At 56.9% G+C, this 14,408-nt stretch carries 14 protein-coding genes and 3 pseudogenes; 8 read left to right on the top strand and 9 right to left on the bottom strand.

Annotated elements, in window-relative coordinates:
• Positions 1-48 precede the first annotated feature (48 nt).
• The 9 genes and pseudogenes from LU688_RS07135 to phnC all read right to left on the bottom strand — a co-directional run bounded on the left by LU688_RS07135 (position 49) and on the right by phnC (position 6,796).
• A complete protein-coding gene (locus LU688_RS07135) occupies positions 49-1,170 on the bottom strand; it encodes a rhodanese-like domain-containing protein (RefSeq protein ID WP_232881381.1) in 1,122 nt (373 codons plus the stop codon).
• Complete coding sequence (locus LU688_RS07130; RefSeq protein ID WP_230357762.1) at positions 1,073-1,432, bottom strand: MBL fold metallo-hydrolase; 360 nt, start codon at positions 1,430-1,432, stop codon at positions 1,073-1,075. Before LU688_RS07130 ends, LU688_RS07135 begins: the two co-directional genes overlap by 98 nt.
• 73 nt (positions 1,433-1,505) lie before the next feature.
• A pseudogene (locus LU688_RS07125) lies at positions 1,506-1,973 on the bottom strand (methyltransferase domain-containing protein); the annotation flags it as partial.
• Position 1,974: 1 nt separating this feature from the next.
• Positions 1,975-2,283 (bottom strand): annotated as a pseudogene (locus LU688_RS07120) (IS5/IS1182 family transposase); the annotation flags it as partial.
• A gap of 107 nt (positions 2,284-2,390) precedes the next feature.
• Positions 2,391-3,260 carry a LysR family transcriptional regulator gene (locus LU688_RS07115; protein ID WP_010466239.1) on the bottom strand — a complete coding sequence of 290 codons (870 nt, stop codon included), beginning with the start codon at positions 3,258-3,260 and terminating at the stop codon, positions 2,391-2,393.
• Positions 3,254-4,264, bottom strand: a complete 1,011-nt coding sequence (gene ptxD / locus LU688_RS07110; protein WP_094867759.1) for a phosphonate dehydrogenase PtxD — start codon at positions 4,262-4,264, stop codon at positions 3,254-3,256. Before ptxD ends, LU688_RS07115 begins: the two co-directional genes overlap by 7 nt.
• A gap of 8 nt (positions 4,265-4,272) precedes the next feature.
• Positions 4,273-5,100, bottom strand: coding sequence for a phosphonate ABC transporter, permease protein PhnE (phnE, locus tag LU688_RS07105; protein ID WP_003118430.1), 828 nt, complete (start codon positions 5,098-5,100; stop codon positions 4,273-4,275).
• Positions 5,101-5,108: 8 nt separating this feature from the next.
• Positions 5,109-5,972, bottom strand: a complete 864-nt coding sequence (phnD, locus tag LU688_RS07100) for a phosphate/phosphite/phosphonate ABC transporter substrate-binding protein (RefSeq protein ID WP_070087027.1) — start codon at positions 5,970-5,972, stop codon at positions 5,109-5,111.
• Positions 5,969-6,796, bottom strand: coding sequence for a phosphonate ABC transporter ATP-binding protein (phnC, locus tag LU688_RS07095; protein ID WP_070087028.1), 828 nt, complete (start codon positions 6,794-6,796; stop codon positions 5,969-5,971). The genes phnD and phnC overlap by 4 nt, the downstream gene beginning before the upstream one ends.
• 427 nt (positions 6,797-7,223) lie before the next feature.
• Here phnC and LU688_RS07090 point away from each other — a divergent pair, with 427 nt between their 5' ends.
• From LU688_RS07090 to LU688_RS07060, 8 genes and pseudogenes are all read left to right on the top strand, one after another.
• Positions 7,224-7,460 carry a hypothetical protein gene (locus tag LU688_RS07090; protein WP_070087029.1) on the top strand — a complete coding sequence of 79 codons (237 nt, stop codon included), beginning with the start codon at positions 7,224-7,226 and terminating at the stop codon, positions 7,458-7,460.
• Positions 7,461-7,518: 58 nt separating this feature from the next.
• The gene (locus LU688_RS07085) at positions 7,519-7,953 is read left to right on the top strand and encodes a LexA family protein (protein ID WP_070087030.1); all 435 of its coding nucleotides are present in this window, start codon (positions 7,519-7,521) and stop codon (positions 7,951-7,953) included.
• Positions 7,934-8,065: pseudogene (locus LU688_RS27765) on the top strand (Y-family DNA polymerase); the annotation flags it as partial. The gene LU688_RS07085 and the pseudogene LU688_RS27765, both read left to right, overlap by 20 nt.
• Positions 8,066-8,184: 119 nt before the next feature.
• Positions 8,185-9,342: a tyrosine-type recombinase/integrase gene (locus LU688_RS07080; RefSeq protein WP_028692960.1), complete on the top strand. Its 1,158-nt coding sequence runs from the start codon at positions 8,185-8,187 to the stop codon at positions 9,340-9,342.
• A 10-nt stretch (positions 9,343-9,352) separates the two neighbouring features.
• Entirely contained in the window at positions 9,353-10,960 is a 1,608-nt protein-coding gene (locus LU688_RS07075; protein ID WP_070087031.1) for a site-specific integrase, read from the top strand.
• A gap of 161 nt (positions 10,961-11,121) precedes the next feature.
• Positions 11,122-12,105: an IS5 family transposase gene (locus LU688_RS07070; RefSeq protein WP_061552510.1), complete on the top strand. Its 984-nt coding sequence runs from the start codon at positions 11,122-11,124 to the stop codon at positions 12,103-12,105.
• A 143-nt stretch (positions 12,106-12,248) separates the two neighbouring features.
• Positions 12,249-13,988, top strand: coding sequence for a tyrosine-type recombinase/integrase (locus tag LU688_RS07065; RefSeq protein WP_223271185.1), 1,740 nt, complete (start codon positions 12,249-12,251; stop codon positions 13,986-13,988).
• Positions 13,981-14,397 carry a TetR family transcriptional regulator gene (locus LU688_RS07060; RefSeq protein WP_079384160.1) on the top strand — a complete coding sequence of 139 codons (417 nt, stop codon included), beginning with the start codon at positions 13,981-13,983 and terminating at the stop codon, positions 14,395-14,397. Before LU688_RS07065 ends, LU688_RS07060 begins: the two co-directional genes overlap by 8 nt.
• The last annotated feature ends 11 nt before the right edge of the window (positions 14,398-14,408 follow it).

Here is a 14,408-nt window from a genome sequence, read left to right as displayed (position 1 = left end):
AAAGCGATTGGCCATTCTTCAGCTGATGCGGATCGTGCCGCGGCGAATTCAGCGCTGCGCCACCGGCAGGTCATGCTTGCGCCAGGCGGCCCAGGAACCGGGCACGTTGGCGACCCGGTTGAAGCCGTGGCGCTTGAGCAGGCTCGCGGCAATCGAGGCGCGATAGCCGCTGCCGCAATAGACCGCGACGATGCCGTCCCGGTCCAGCTGCTCGAGATGCTGCGGCAGGTGCGCGACGAAGGCATGCCGCGCGCCGGGCACGCGGCCCTGCGCAACCTCCTCGGGGGAGCGCACGTCGAGTACCTGGACCTCGGGGTCGCCGCGCCGGCGGTCGAGTTCGTGCACCGTCCACTGCATGACGCACGCCAGCGGCAGGCCGGCGTTCTGCCAGTCGGTCATGCCGTTGCGCAGGTAGCCGGCGACCTGGTCGAGGCCGATGCGATAGAGCTGCAGCGTCGCCTGGTGGACCTCCACACTGTCCTCGCCGATCAGGTAGATCGGTCGCTGGTCGTCGAGCATCCAGCCGGCCCAGCTGGCGAACTCGTCGCGCAGCGCGATGTTCAGCGCACCCGGCACATGGCCGCCGCCGAAGGCGAGGATCGAGCGCACATCCACCAGCTGCACGGCATCGTGATCGGCGGTGCGCTGGCGGAACTCCTCCGGCGCCAACGGCGGTGGCAGCGCCGGGCCATGCAGGCGTTCGAGCGGGCGCGCGTTGAGCTGCTTGAGCCGCGCATAGTGGCGCGGCGGCTCGGGCATGCCGTCGAGCAGCCAGTCGACAAACTCCTGCTCGGTGCGGCGCTGGTTCAGCGCCGGGTTGAACAGCAATTCGTTGCCGAGGGTGGAGTGGCGACGGTCACCGATGGATTTGCCGCAGGCCGAGCCGGCGCCGTGGCAGGGGTAGATCTCGATGCGTTCGCCGAGCGGCAGGTAGCGGGTGAACAGCGTGGCGTAGAGCTGCGCTGCCAGCTGCTTGGTGCTGTCCTCGCCGAGCAGGTCGGGGCGGCCGACGTCGAGGTTGAACAGCGTATCGCCGGTGAACAGCGCGAAGGGCGCTTCGCCCTGCTGGCTGTCACGTAGCAGCAGCGAGATGTGCTCGGGGGTGTGGCCTGGCGAGTGCAGCACTTCCAGGCTGACCTGACCCAGTTCCAGCACCTCGCCGTCGTCCACCTGACGCAGCCCGAAGGCGTAGTCCGCCGATGATCTCGGCGCCGCAGCGTTCGGCCAGCGCCTGGGCGCCGGAAACGAAGTCGGCGTGGATGTGCGTCTCGATGGCATAGGCGATGCGCAGGCCCTTGTCGCGCGCCAGGTCGAGGTAGACCTCGACGTCGCGCCGCGGATCGATCACCGCGGCGACGGCGGCCTTGCTGTCGCCCACCAGATAGGAAATCTGCGCCAGACCTTCGGTGTAGATCGACTCGAATACCAGCATGCGTGTGCCTCCGTAATCCGTGAGGGTTACGGATGTGAGCGCCGGTTGGCCGCCGGCGTTCAATCGCAGCGGGTCACTTGCGGACCAGCAGCACCCCGGATTCCATGTGGTGGGTGTAGGGGAACTGGTCGAACAGCGCGCAGCGTTCGATGCGGTGGGTGTCGGCCAGCTGGGCGATGTTCTGCGCCAGGGTTTCCGGGTTGCAGGAGATGTAGAGGATGCGCTCGAAGCGACGGGTCAGTTCGCAGGTGTCCGGGTCCATGCCGGCGCGCGGTGGGTCGACGAAGACGCTGCCGAAATCGTAGCGCTTCAGGTCGATATCGGCGAGGCGGCGGAACGGCCGCACCTCGTTCAGCGCCTGGGTCAGCTCCTCGGCGGAGAGGCGCACCAGCTCGATGTTGTCGATGCCGTTGTCAGCGATATTGGCCAGCGCCGCGTTGACCGAGGTCTTGCTGATCTCGGTGGCCAGCACGCGACGCACGCGGGTGGCCAGCGGCAGAGTGAAGTTGCCGTTGCCGCAGTACAGCTCCAGCAGGTCGTCGAATGGTGGTTTCGTCGGGGATGCGCTCCAGGTTCAGCCCGGCAAACTGGCGCAGGATCGTGGTTTCGTACAGCGCTTCCTCCATCGCTGGATCGCTGTAGCCGAACCAGTTCTGCAGCAGATGCACACGCAGCATCGCCATCAACGGGTAGGCCGGACGGCCACCTTCACCCTTCGGATAATGTGGCTCGATCAAAGCAATCAAGCCCTTCCACGGCACCACCCGATCCATCTCGATCAGGAACAACTCCTTGCGGGTTTGCTTGCGCTTGCCAGCGTACTCGGCGTCGGCGAAGGTCATCTGCTTCATCGGGAAACTCGGTGGGTGGGGTCGCGGTATTTTGCCAAATCAGAAAGTCTTTTTCAGAGTTTCCCTAGGCTGACAAGCCAAGCGCTGGATCGCAACCATCCATCACCTTATCCAGCTAGATCTGCCTCCTCCAATAAGTGCCGCACAAATCCCGGCGGGTGCAGATTTCCGGGAGGTTTGCGCCAGATCAGTTGGAGACGCTTTTCAAGCCCCGGGATGGGAAGAGCTACCAGCGCGCCACTGCGAACTTCGTCTTGTACTGCGGAAGCCATCACCAACGACACGCCGAGTCCCGCCCTCACTGCTTGTTTGACTGCCTCGGTGCTGCCTAGCTGCATACCGCTGCGAGGCACGCCCAGTTCGCCAAAGTATTCGGTCAGAAGCCGTCCGGTACCGCTACCCGGTTCACCTCCCAGCATCGGCAGGTCCACCAGACGATCACGTTCTATGCACCCTGCTTCAGCCAGCGCATGGTCGGGGCTGACGATAAGCACCAGCGGCTCGACCCGCCAGAGGCGGTGTTCGAAGTCGGGGTGAGGTAGCCACCATTCCATGATCGCGGCGTCGAGCTGGCCCGCCAGTAGCTGGTCGGCCACATCCGGGTTGGCGGCGATGCGCAGATCCACCTCGCCCCTCTCATTTGCGGTCGTCAGATAGTTGCGCACGAATGGCTGGAGAAGGTAGGTGCCGATGTTGGAGCTGGCCCCGACGCGCTCACGATTGCCATGCAGGGCTTCTAGCGCCCGGGCGTGCATGTCGAGCAAGGCGGTCGCATGCGGCATGAAGGCCAGCGCCCGTGTGGTAGGCTGGCAGCCGCTACGACTGCGCTGCACCAGCGTTACGCCGACCTGCTCTTCAAGCTTCTGCAAGTGCTGCGACACCGTCGGCTGGGCCAGCCCCAACGCCCTCGCCGCGCTCTGAAAACTGCCTGTTTGAACGATCGCTACCAGGCTCTTCAGCCAGACCGGATTCAACATGCGGCAGGCTCGGCCTTGGGCAGACGGTTCGCAGCGTTGATTGGGCGCGCACCTGCCAATACCTGGATGATGTTCTGCGCTGCACAACGTTCAATCTCCAGGCGCACCGCGCGCACTGCCGACCCTATGTGCGGAGTGAACAGCGTATTCGGATGCGCGAGCAGCGCAGGATCGATCAGCCGCGGCCGGTCCGCGCGAGCCCAGTCTTCCATTTCGAATACATCCGCCGCATACCCGCCGAGCTGGCCTCGCTCAAGCGCCGCGAGCACGGCGGCTTCATCCACTACCGAACCACGACAGGGGTTTACAAGCAGAGCGCCCGGCCGTACGAGGGCAAGCAGCTCGGCGTTGACCAGATGCTGGGTATCGGCATTCAAGGGAAGCGCCAGCAGGATGAAGTCCGAGCTGGCGAAGAGTTCGCTGCACGCCACCTGGCGCAGGCCGAGCCGTTGCTCGGTTTGTGTATCCAGAGCCTTCGCCTCGTGGTACTGCAGGGTCGCGCCCCATCCCTGCAAGCGATCAGCCATGGCCAGTCCGATGGCGCCCATGCCAAGGATGCCGACCGTAGCGTTATCCAGCCCCGTGCCGTAGAACTGTGGTTGCCAGCCCTGGAACTCGCCAGAGCGGACGAACGCATCTGCTGCCCGCAGATGCCGCCCCAGCCCCACCGCCAGTCCGATCGCCAGCTCGGCAGTCGGGACGGTCAACAGATCAGGCACGAAGGTCAGCCAGACCCCGCGGGCAGTACAGGCGTCCACATCGAAATTGTCGAAGCCCTTGAGCGCGCAGCCGACTACACGCAGCTCAGGGCAGGCTTGAAGAAAGTCTGCATCGACCCGATCGGGCATGAACACCATCATCGCCTGAGCATCGCGGCAGCGGCGCAGAATTTCCTCGCGCGTCAGCGTGCTGTCGGTCTGGTTGGTCATCAGCTCGCAATGTGGCGCCAGCAGTTGCAGGATCTCATCGTGTACTCGGTGAGTTATAACGAGTTTCGGCAGCATGGTTTGTCCTATTTGAAATGTTTGCGCAGCACGCCACTGAAGGCGTCTACTAGCGTGACCATGGCCAGGATGACCAGCAGGATTGCTGCAACCTCCTGGTACTGCATGATGCGCAGCGAGCCCATGAGTTCGAAGCCGATACCGCCGGCGCCAACCATGCCCATCACGGTGGAGGCGCGAAAGTTGTATTCCCAGCGGTAGATCGCCACGTCGGCGAACTGCGGCGTCACCTGTGGCAAAACCGCGTGCAGCAGCACTTGCATCGGCGTAGCCCCCGCCGCCCGAGCGGCTTCCACCGGCGCTTCGTCGACGTGCTCGATGGCCTCGGCGAAGAACTTGCCGACCATGCCGACCGAATGCAGACCCAGGGCAAGCACGCCCGGCAAGGCGCCGAACCCTACGGCTGCAACGAAGATGATGCCCATGATCAGCTCCGGCACCGACCGCAGGGCATTGAGCAGCACCCGGGCAACACCGAACACAAGGGGGTGCGGCGCCGTATTGCGCGCTGCAACGAAGGCCACCACCAGCGAGAACACCACTGCGATGGCCGTACCGGCGATGCTCATCGCCAAGGTGTCGATCAAGGGGCGAATCCAGCTTCGATAGCCCGAAAAGTCTGGCGGCATGGCCTCGCCTGCCAGGGTCGCGATGGAGGGCAGCCCGTTCAGCAGCGTGGTGGCATCGAGCAGCCCCACGTACCAGCAGGCCAACAGCACCACTCCGAATACAATCGCCACCTGCCCCAGCTGGCGCCACCAACCGAGGCCAAAGCCTCGAAGGATGTGCTCGCGTTGCTCTGCAGGCAGCGCCTGCACGTCGTAATGAGAAGACATATCGGTGCTCACATCGTGGCGAAGTCGAGGCCGAGCAGCGATCCCATGTTGCGGATCACATCGTAGTCGGCGTCGGTGATTGGCGCGAAGGCCTCGGCCTTGAAGTTGCGCAGCACTTCGGGATCGTCGATACCGACGAATACATCCCGCACCTTGGTTTTCAGCTCGGGGCTCAGGTTCGAACGCATCGCCCAGGGGTACTGGGGGTATTCGCCGCTGTAACCAAGTACTTTCACCTTGCTCGGATCGATCAGGCCACGTTCGGCTGCGTGATTGAAAATTACCTCCGACAGCCCACCCGCATCGGCGTTGCCGTTCGCCACGTTGACGGCAACGGCGTCATGCGTGCCCACAAAATGTTGTTCGTAGTCCTGCCCACCCGTCAAATCGGCCGTCTCAAGAAGCACGGTTTTGGGAATCAAATGGCTGGACGTCGATGCCCGGTCACCATAGGCCATTCTCTTGCCCTTAAGGTCGGCATACTCATTCACGCCTGACGCCACATTGGCGATAATCACCGAGCGATAGGTCGGCTTGCCGTCGATGACCATGGCAGCGAAGGGCTCGATGTCGCTTTTGCTTTTGGCCATGACGTAGGACAGCGGACCGAAATACGCCAGGTCGATACGGCCAAAGCGCAGCGCCTCAATCATCGAGGAATAGTCGGTGGTTACGATCAGCTGCACCTTCTTGTCCAGATGCTCTTCCAGATAATCCTTCAGCGGCTGGTTACGCTTGATCAGCTCGGAGGCGTTTTCGTCCGGCAGCAGGGCAACCTTTAGCACATCCGGATCGGCATCGGCCGCTAGGGCGGACAAACTTGAAACAGCGGACAGCAAGCAAGTCAATAAGAGCGCGGATAAGCGTTTCATCGGGACATCTCCTGTGAAGGTTCGAGCATGACAGGTGGTTCAGCCGGAGCATTCGCTGGCTGAGTCGTAGAGCGGCCTGCATAGATGCGCTCAAGCTGCGCATCGGTGAGTTCCGAGGGCGCGGCATCGAAAACGATCTGAGAATCGGCCAGCCCGACGACGCGATCGGCGAAGCGGCGGGCATATTCGAGTTGATGCAGCGAAACGATGGCGGTGATGCCGTCTTCCTTGCAGATGTCGCGCAGCAATCCGAGAACACGGACCGAAGTGGCCGGGTCGAGACTGGCTACCGGCTCATCGGCCAGAATGATCGCCGGCTGTTGCGCTAGCGCACGCGCGATGCCTACCCGCTGCTGCTGGCCACCGGACAGTTTGTCCACCCGGCTTAGCGCCTTGTCTGCCAGACCGACCCGAGCGAGGCAACTGAGCGCAATCTCCTGATCGGCACGCGGCAGAGGAAACAGCGAGCGGAGCGTGTTGTGAAAGGCCAGCCGACCGGTCAGCACATTAGCCAGTGCGCTTTGACGTTCGATTAGCTGGTGGTGCTGAAAGATCATGGCGGTACGCCGACGATGCTGACGCAAGGCCGAGCCGCTGCCGAGTTCACCGAGTTCGCTGGTGACACTGCCGCCAGTGGGCGTGACGAGTCGATTGAGACTACGGAGCAAGGTCGACTTGCCTGCGCCCGAGAGACCAAGCAGCACGGTGAACTCACCACGCCGAAATGCAATCGAGGTATCGCGTAGGGCTGTCACGCCGCCTGGATAGACGACGCTCAACCGGTCGACCCGCAGCACGGCGTCCTGTATCGGATGGGGCGTCATTTGTTCACCTTTCGCAATATTGCTGGCCGCACAATTGCGGTTCGCGATGCAAAGGGTAGAAATTCCTTGTTACCGCACTGCTTCTAAAGGATGACATTTCGATGAATACTTCGAATCTGCCGTAGCGGGGCGGCAAGCGAAGCCGTGGAAGAACGGGCGCAACGTAGCGTCTTTCTTCACGCGGGATACAGGAGGCTTTGATTGATACTGCTGCGGATTCGCTACAGTAACGTTGGGCCAGAACGTAATGCCATCCAAGCAAGAGAGCGCACACTAGGGAAACTCTGAAGAAGACTTCCAGATTTTGGCAAAATACCCGGATTCCACCCACCGAGTTTCCCGATGAAGCAGATGACCTTCGCCGACGCCGAGTACGCCGCGTCGGATTGGTTCTGCAGCTTCTAATCAAGCTTCGCCAGGACAAGCCATGGCGACGACATTGATCGAGGAGCTGGCCATTTGGGATGTAGAGATTGAGCAGCTGACCTCGGCCGGCGACATAGCATTCCGCTATGGCGCGCTCCGTGCGCATCTCGACACCCTCTATCGCCTTGATCTCATTGACGACGCGGAGCGCCGGGAAAGACAGGAGCTGGCCGACGCCGCTTATGCTTATGCAATCGATACGGCGCTGAGCCCTGGATCCGGAGACCGAATGCTCTAGAAATTTGAGTGCCGGGCGCGTTACTGTATATGCGTACAGTTACAGTGAAGTGCCGTTTATGCGTCTCCGAAGGTGTACCGACGTCGAAACAAACATTCTGGTAAGCGTCCTTTCCGGAACGGTCCAGGGAGGCTTCCCAAGCCCTGCTGCGGACTACTACGAACCACCGATATCGCTCGACGTGCTGCTGAACCTCCGAGCCCCTCATATCTGGTTGGCCGAGACCGAAGGCGACAGCATGTCCGGTATTGGCATCTACCACGGCACATTGCTCGTGATCGACCGGTCACTCGACGCAGAGGTGGGCGACATCGTCGTCGTTTATGTGAACAACCAGCCGATCGTTAAGCGATTAGATCTGGTCAACGGCTGCAAGGTCTTGTCTTCGGAGAATCCCCTGTACCCCCCTATCACTGTCGGTGAGTTCGAAGAGGTCGACACCTTCGGCATCGTCATCTGGAGTTTCAACCGTCATGGTCGACGTAGCCGGTAAACCCCGCCCCTCCTTTGCGCTTATCGACTGTAATAACTGCTTTGCCTCGGTGGAGGTGCTTTTCCGGCCAGAGCTTAGGGGACGGCCTGTCGTCGTTTTATCCAATAACGATCTGAGGGGTGGGAATCGTTAGTAAATCCTGTAGAGTCCGCGCCACCTTCTGAACCCCTCTGGAACAGCAGTTTCCAGGCTTCATAAGGCAATCCATTGGAAGTGTTTTAGGGCAGCGGCATGAGGCTGGTATTCGCAACAAAAGACCTAGCATTAGCAGGTCGATCCTTTGAAGGCTTTCCGTTGCTGATTGGGTCAGAGGGATGGCCAGTCGAGCCAGCTCAATCCTTCCTTTGGCACACGCTTATCGAGTCAGGTGAGGCCCTAAGCGATTTGACTTGGGAAGCCTATGGACGGCGTCTGTATGATTACTTTGCCTTCCTGGAAGCCAATGGATTGGGCTGGGACGAGGAAAGCCCGGCTCACGGTCTGAGTGCTCTGTCGAGGTACAGGGATTGGTCGAGCGGAGAATTAGCACTTGATCCCGGCACGGTGAACAATCGTCTGGCCTTGATCGTGAGGTTCTACCGATGGGCTAAGCAGCGCAACCTGATAACTGTGCTGCCCTTCGGTGAGAAAAGGGTAAGAGTTGCCCAACATTCCGGTCTTCTCAGTCATATCGCTCTGCCCGGAGCCGAGAGCACGAAAGTTTCGGTGATGGTTCGCGACCGAAAGCGCTTGACCAAATTCCTGACCAAGGATCAAGTCAAGGTATGCCTTGCCCTGGATACCGATCCAAGCCACCAGATATTGTTCCACCTCATGGTGCGTACCGGCCTTCGCTCCTGTGAAGCGAGGTCTTTTCCTCTCAAATATGTGTTCAACCCCAGGTTGAAGAAGGGACTGCGCCCAAGGCAAATGATCAGTGTTGCTCTTGATCCTTCAGACATGCATATCAAGTACGACCGGCCTAGAACTATCGACGTGCCATGGTCGTTGATGGAGAGCATGTGGTCTTACTCCCTTCACCAACGAGAGGTTCGTAAGTCCAATGGTGATGGACGTGTTACCGCGCTGCTGCTGACTAATGAAGGCAGGCATTATTCAAAAGATTCCGTAGTGGACGTTATGAAGTCCTATGAAAGAAAGTGCGGTTTCTATGTTCGGGCCCACATGCTACGCCACACCTATGGGACTTATACCTTGCTTGCTCTTCGAAAAAGCAAAGAGTTTGAAGGTGAGCCATTGTTGTATGTCCGAGATAGGCTGGGGCATTCAGATGTGCAAACAACTATGATCTATTTGCATCTCATAAACCAGCTTGAAGCCCAATCCGTCCTTGCTCACGAGGACGAAATTGACATGATGTTTATGACTGATTCGGTTTCGCGTATTTGAGGTAGCACCATTGGCTCGGCAAAAAAGCTACAAGGCGGTTATGCGGTCGGTTACAAAAGGATTCGAGGCTGTCGAAGATGATATCAAGATTGACCTGCCGAGAAACCCGAGAAACCACAGGCAACTCGATCATACGAAATATTTAGGCTTGGGCTTCGACGCTTGGGCAATTCAAAGTCTTCACGTTATCAAAGCTTTGCTACAAGGAGGAAACTTCTCAGTGACGACCTTGATTGGTTACTCTACGAACGGGCTGAGATTTTTTATAAATTTCTTGAGTGGAGGTTCGGTCAAGTCGCCACCTGCAACGCCAAACAGTCTTACCAAAAGCCACTTGGATCGATACATCTCTTGGCTGAGGCTAAAATACCCTAACGGCTCGACAGCCAAGAATTACTATACTAGCTTCAAGTCGTTAGTTGTTGTTTTGGCTGAATATGGATTTATTGAAGTTAATCTTGACGATCTTTTGCCCCTCAATCCATTTCCTAATAATTCGCAGAGCACTAAAGATGCAGATCCGCTCACCTTGGGTGAAATGCAAAGGCTGATTGGCGCTTTGAAGTCAGATCTTATTGCCATCCATAAGGGTACATTCCTTGGAAATGGCGCGGAGGCGATGGCTGTATTGCTACTAATTACTGCGGCAAGGTCTGGAATCAATACTACGCCGCTCTTGGAGATGAAAAGGGATGCCCTACAGCCTCACCCATTTATTCCTAATCTCAGGTTGATTACTACCGTCAAACGTCGAGGTAAAGGCGCACAGAGCAAAACAATCCGTCAGACTAATCTGCTAGATGAGTACAGTGCTATTCCCCTGGATGGGGTGGCAGTCCTCAATAAGGCGCTGGAGATTTCTAAGCCACTCGTAGCACTGGCACCTGATGAAATATCTTCATGTGTGTGGTTATATCGCTCGGGCCAGCCTGGCCGCTCGAACGACATCGTTACCCTTACACCCGGTGCTTTATATGTCACGGCAAAAAGCATTTGTGAGCGTCATGCGCTTCAGGATGATCAAGGCAATCGGCTAAATGTCACGCTTAGTCGGCTGCGAAAGACTATGGAAAGCCGTTTGTGGAAACTGAGCGGTGGCGACATTATAGAAGTTTCCTCCGTTATGGGTCATACCCCTGGTGTCGCCGATAATCACTATTTGAAAATCAACGATGAGATCAAGGTCGACGGGGCGACATTTGTTGGGGAGGCTTTTCCGGACAAACTACGTGGCATAAACGTTATACCAACCCCACCAGGCGGCTGCAAAGATAGCCTTTACGGTAGTCTGGCACCAAAGGATGGCGTCAATCATTGTTCTGAATTCATCCACTGCCTCGGTTGCCCTAGCTATGCAATTGTAGGCACCTTGGAGGACTTATACCGGCTGTTCAGCTACCAACAATTCTTGTATGCAGAAGTCGAATACTTTCTCACGGACGAGTGGGGCGCATGGCGCAAGCGTCAGTTTGACTATATTCGATTGATAGATGATTTCACCCAGAAGTTTGATCTTGCATTGGTTTCGCAAGCAAGGGCTCAGGCTGAGTCATCTCCGCACTTGTTCTGGGCTAAAAAAATCGAGTTCATGAAGAAAAAATTGGGCGGCGAAATTTGAGCATAAGAACCACGAATGCGGTGTTAAAGGCATATGATGTCCTCATCGCACAGCCAGTTTCAGCGAATGGTCTAAGGATTCTCCGATCAAGTCAGCACAGGCCATCTGACCTGTGCTGAAATAGCCCTCCGTCCAACTGCCCTCTACAAGCCCGCCATCCCATGAGCCAGATGAGCTTTTCCGATTTCGAGTACGCCGGTAAGCGCAAGCAAACCCGTCGCGAGCGTTTCCTGGCCGAGATGGAACAGGTGGTGCCGTGGAGCGGGTTGGTGGCGTTGATCGAGCCGCATTACCCTAAGGCTGGCGGTGGCCGCAAGCCGTATCCACTGGAAACCATGCTGCGCATTCACCTGTTGCAGAACTGGTTCTCGTTGAGTGATCCAGCCATGGAAGAGGCGCTGTACGAGATTACTTCGATGCGCCAGTTTGCTCGTCTGACGCTCAGCGCTCCGATCCCCGAAGACACGACGATCATGAACTTCCGGCACCTGCTGGAGAAGCATCAGTTGGCGGCGGGCATTTTGGAAACCATAAACAATTATCTGCGAGACAAGGGCCTGTCGTTGCGCCAGGGCACCATTGTCGACGCTACTATCATCCACGCACCCAGTTCGACCAAGAACAAGGAAGGCAAACGCGATCCTGAAATGCACCAGACGAAGAAAGGCAACCAGTACTTCTTCGGCATGAAAGCGCATATCGGAGCCGACGCAGAATCGGGCCTGGTACATCATGTCCATGGCACAGCCGCCAACGTGGCTGACGTGACGGAAGTTGCCCATCTGTTGCACGGTGGCGAGAACGTTGTCTGTGCTGACGCCGGTTACACCGGCGTAGAGAAACGGCCTGAGCACGACGGTCGGCAAGTGATCTGGCAGATCGCTGCGCGACGCAGCACCTACAAGCATTTGAGCAAACGCAGTGCGCTGTACAAGGCCAGGCGCAAGATCGAGAAGGCCAAAGCCCAGGTACGTGCGAAGGTCGAACATCCGTTTCGGGTGATCAAGCGTCAGTTCGGTTATGTGAAGACCCGCTTCCGTGGCCTGGCCAAGAATACGGCGCAATTGACCACACTGTTCGCGCTGTCGAATCTGTGGATGGTGCGCCGGCAATTATTGCCTGCTGCGGGAGAGGTGCGCCCGTGAGGGCAGAAAACCAAGGCTATGCCTTGGTTTTCCAATAATCAGCGGCTGAAAATCGGGGTTTTCGGCATCTCCAAGCCGTCCATTTGCGGCTGGTGGGTAACTTGTTCGGAGAATCCCTAAGTCCCGCAGAGCGGGATGCAATCGTGATCAGCGCTATCGTTAATGAAGATGGAGAAACCTTCGTTCTTAGCAGGTTTGGCGATGCACAGTGGGATCTTCGCCCGTTTTTTGATCAGGCCAATATTGCTCATTCTTATAAATTCATCAACTGGGATATGGGCATGCCTCGGGCGCTTATTGATGACTGCAAAGCTGTTGCTTATGCTTGGTTTAAAAGAGGAATGCCTAGATCCAAACCTCCTATCGCACGGGGCATTACTACTTTCGCCGTCGTCAGCGTGATGCCTTTTGTTCGCTGGTTAAACAATCTAGGAGTTTCAAGCTTTGCAGATGTCCGTCCGATCCATGTCAGCAATTACGTTCATCATTGCAAATATGAATTGAAGTTAAGGCCTCTCCCGCTGTATGGGCGATTACGGGTTATTGATTTTCTTTGGGTGTTTTCTGTCGACACGATGTTTCCCATTCAGAGTTATCCTTGGGGTAATTCGACATTGTGGCGGATTTGTGGGGTCGCGAATGTAAAAGGGTTGGGTGCTGCCACTAAAAACGTCGGGCGAACAGATATCATTCCTCATGATGAACAATCTAGGATTTTCAACTATTGCGAAAGCATTGTCCGGGAGATGAAGGCCGAATTGGCAGTCAATGGTATTGGATATCATCCTAGTGATGAACGGATGGCAATTCGTTGCAGAGATGCTGTTCTGTATATAGTTTCAATCACTAGCGGCATGCGCAATGACGAGGCAATTGGAATTGAGGTTGGCGCTTGGCGCAAAGAGTTAAGAAATGGAATTAATTTTTGCTGGGTGACCACAGTCGAGCACAAGACAGGTAAAGGCCAAGTCGAATATCTTGTGCCAGAACTAACGATTGAAGCTTTAAGTCTTTTGGCAAAATATTCAGCACCCATCAGAAAAGAGCTGGATGAAGAGATTAGACAGCTTGCAAGCAATCGGGATTTTTCGTATTCAACTGAACATCTCCTTAGGCTCGAAAAAGCCCGAAAAGACGCGAATAAACTATTTTTGGGACGAAACACACAAGGAGGGAAAGTTCAGGAAAGCCATCATGTTGAGGCTCTCAGCGGGCAAGCATCCAATGCTGCGTTTGACCGTATAGCTAAAGCCGCTGGAAGCGATTGGCCGTTGAGGACGCATCAATGCAGGCGAACATATGCAAGATGCTTTGTAGAATCCCGTATGGGCCGCACTTCATTGATCTACCTCAAATGGCAGTTCAAACACAGCAGCATGAGTATGACCCAACTCTATGCATCCAATCCGCAGCAAGACCTGACTCTCTTTGATGAGATCTTCCAGCAGATGACAGAGTTTAAAATTGACCTGATCGAATCATGGCTCGATGATCAGCCACTGGCAGGGGGCGCTGGCGAAAAGATTGTGGAATTGCGGGCAATTCCAATCAAGGATAGAGCTGCTTTGCTTGCCCAGACCGCCCCACATGCCAACATTCGTGCGACTGGACACGGCTGGTGCATCGCCACAGAGCGGGGCTGCGGAGGTGCTGGTCTATACGAAGCCACACGGTGTCCAGGGTGCAAAAATTCGGTGATCGATGAAGTCTTCGCCAGCACTTGGCAGGACATCTACATTCAACAGCGAGAGCTGATAAAAATTGAGGATGCAGGCCCGGCTGTTAGGCAGCGCGCAGAACGCGACTTGCAGGTTGCACTAGATGTAATTACCAGCCTTGGCCTTTCTCCAGTTGAGGAAATGGAGGAGGCGGCAAATGACTAGACAGGCGGTGGGCCCTGACTCTCCTATTCGCTCCAGGTCGAAGACACTCGCCGCGCTCAACAAGGTCGTCGACGATCTCATTGCTGGTGACGGAAAGCTTTCCATCACATCCGTTGCCCGTGCCGCAGGTGTGACTCCGGGACTCATCCATAACACTTACCCAAGCATAGCGGAAAGGATTCGCAACATCGTTGGCAAGTCGGTGCGAGCCCAGCGAGACTCTAAGCATCAAGCGTTGATGAGCGAGAAAGAAAAGAACAGGGTGCTCCGTGCAGAGAATGATCAGCTTTTAGCGGAGGTAGCTCGGCTGGCTTCGGTTAACCAGCGACTAATATTCGAGATGATTCAGCTGAAGGCGGTTGCCAACGGTAAGGTCACCGCACTCCCTCTGAAACCAGGGCCCAACTAGGCCCTGATGGG

The organism is Pseudomonas soli (assembly GCF_021283165.2).
GTDB lineage: Bacteria > Pseudomonadota > Gammaproteobacteria > Pseudomonadales > Pseudomonadaceae > Aquipseudomonas > Aquipseudomonas soli.
This window is presented reverse-complemented; position numbering and strand designations above follow the sequence as displayed.

Bases quoted from the DNA above. Each gene is read 5' to 3' on its own strand.
- ptxD (WP_094867759.1), bottom strand. From the start codon at position 4,264: ATGCTGCCGAAACTCGTTATAACTCACCGAGTACACGATGAGATCCTG.
- LU688_RS07080 (WP_028692960.1), top strand. From the start codon at position 8,185: ATGAGGCTGGTATTCGCAACAAAAGACCTAGCATTAGCAGGTCGATCC.
- LU688_RS07090 (WP_070087029.1), top strand. From the start codon at position 7,224: ATGGCGACGACATTGATCGAGGAGCTGGCCATTTGGGATGTAGAGATT.
- phnD (WP_070087027.1), bottom strand. From the start codon at position 5,972: ATGAAACGCTTATCCGCGCTCTTATTGACTTGCTTGCTGTCCGCTGTT.
- LU688_RS07060 (WP_079384160.1), top strand. From the start codon at position 13,981: ATGACTAGACAGGCGGTGGGCCCTGACTCTCCTATTCGCTCCAGGTCG.
- LU688_RS07085 (WP_070087030.1), top strand. From the start codon at position 7,519: ATGCGTCTCCGAAGGTGTACCGACGTCGAAACAAACATTCTGGTAAGC.
- LU688_RS07130 (WP_230357762.1), bottom strand. From the start codon at position 1,432: ATGCTGGTATTCGAGTCGATCTACACCGAAGGTCTGGCGCAGATTTCC.
- LU688_RS07070 (WP_061552510.1), top strand. From the start codon at position 11,122: ATGAGCCAGATGAGCTTTTCCGATTTCGAGTACGCCGGTAAGCGCAAG.
- phnE (WP_003118430.1), bottom strand. From the start codon at position 5,100: ATGTCTTCTCATTACGACGTGCAGGCGCTGCCTGCAGAGCAACGCGAG.
- phnC (WP_070087028.1), bottom strand. From the start codon at position 6,796: ATGACGCCCCATCCGATACAGGACGCCGTGCTGCGGGTCGACCGGTTG.
- LU688_RS07115 (WP_010466239.1), bottom strand. From the start codon at position 3,260: ATGTTGAATCCGGTCTGGCTGAAGAGCCTGGTAGCGATCGTTCAAACA.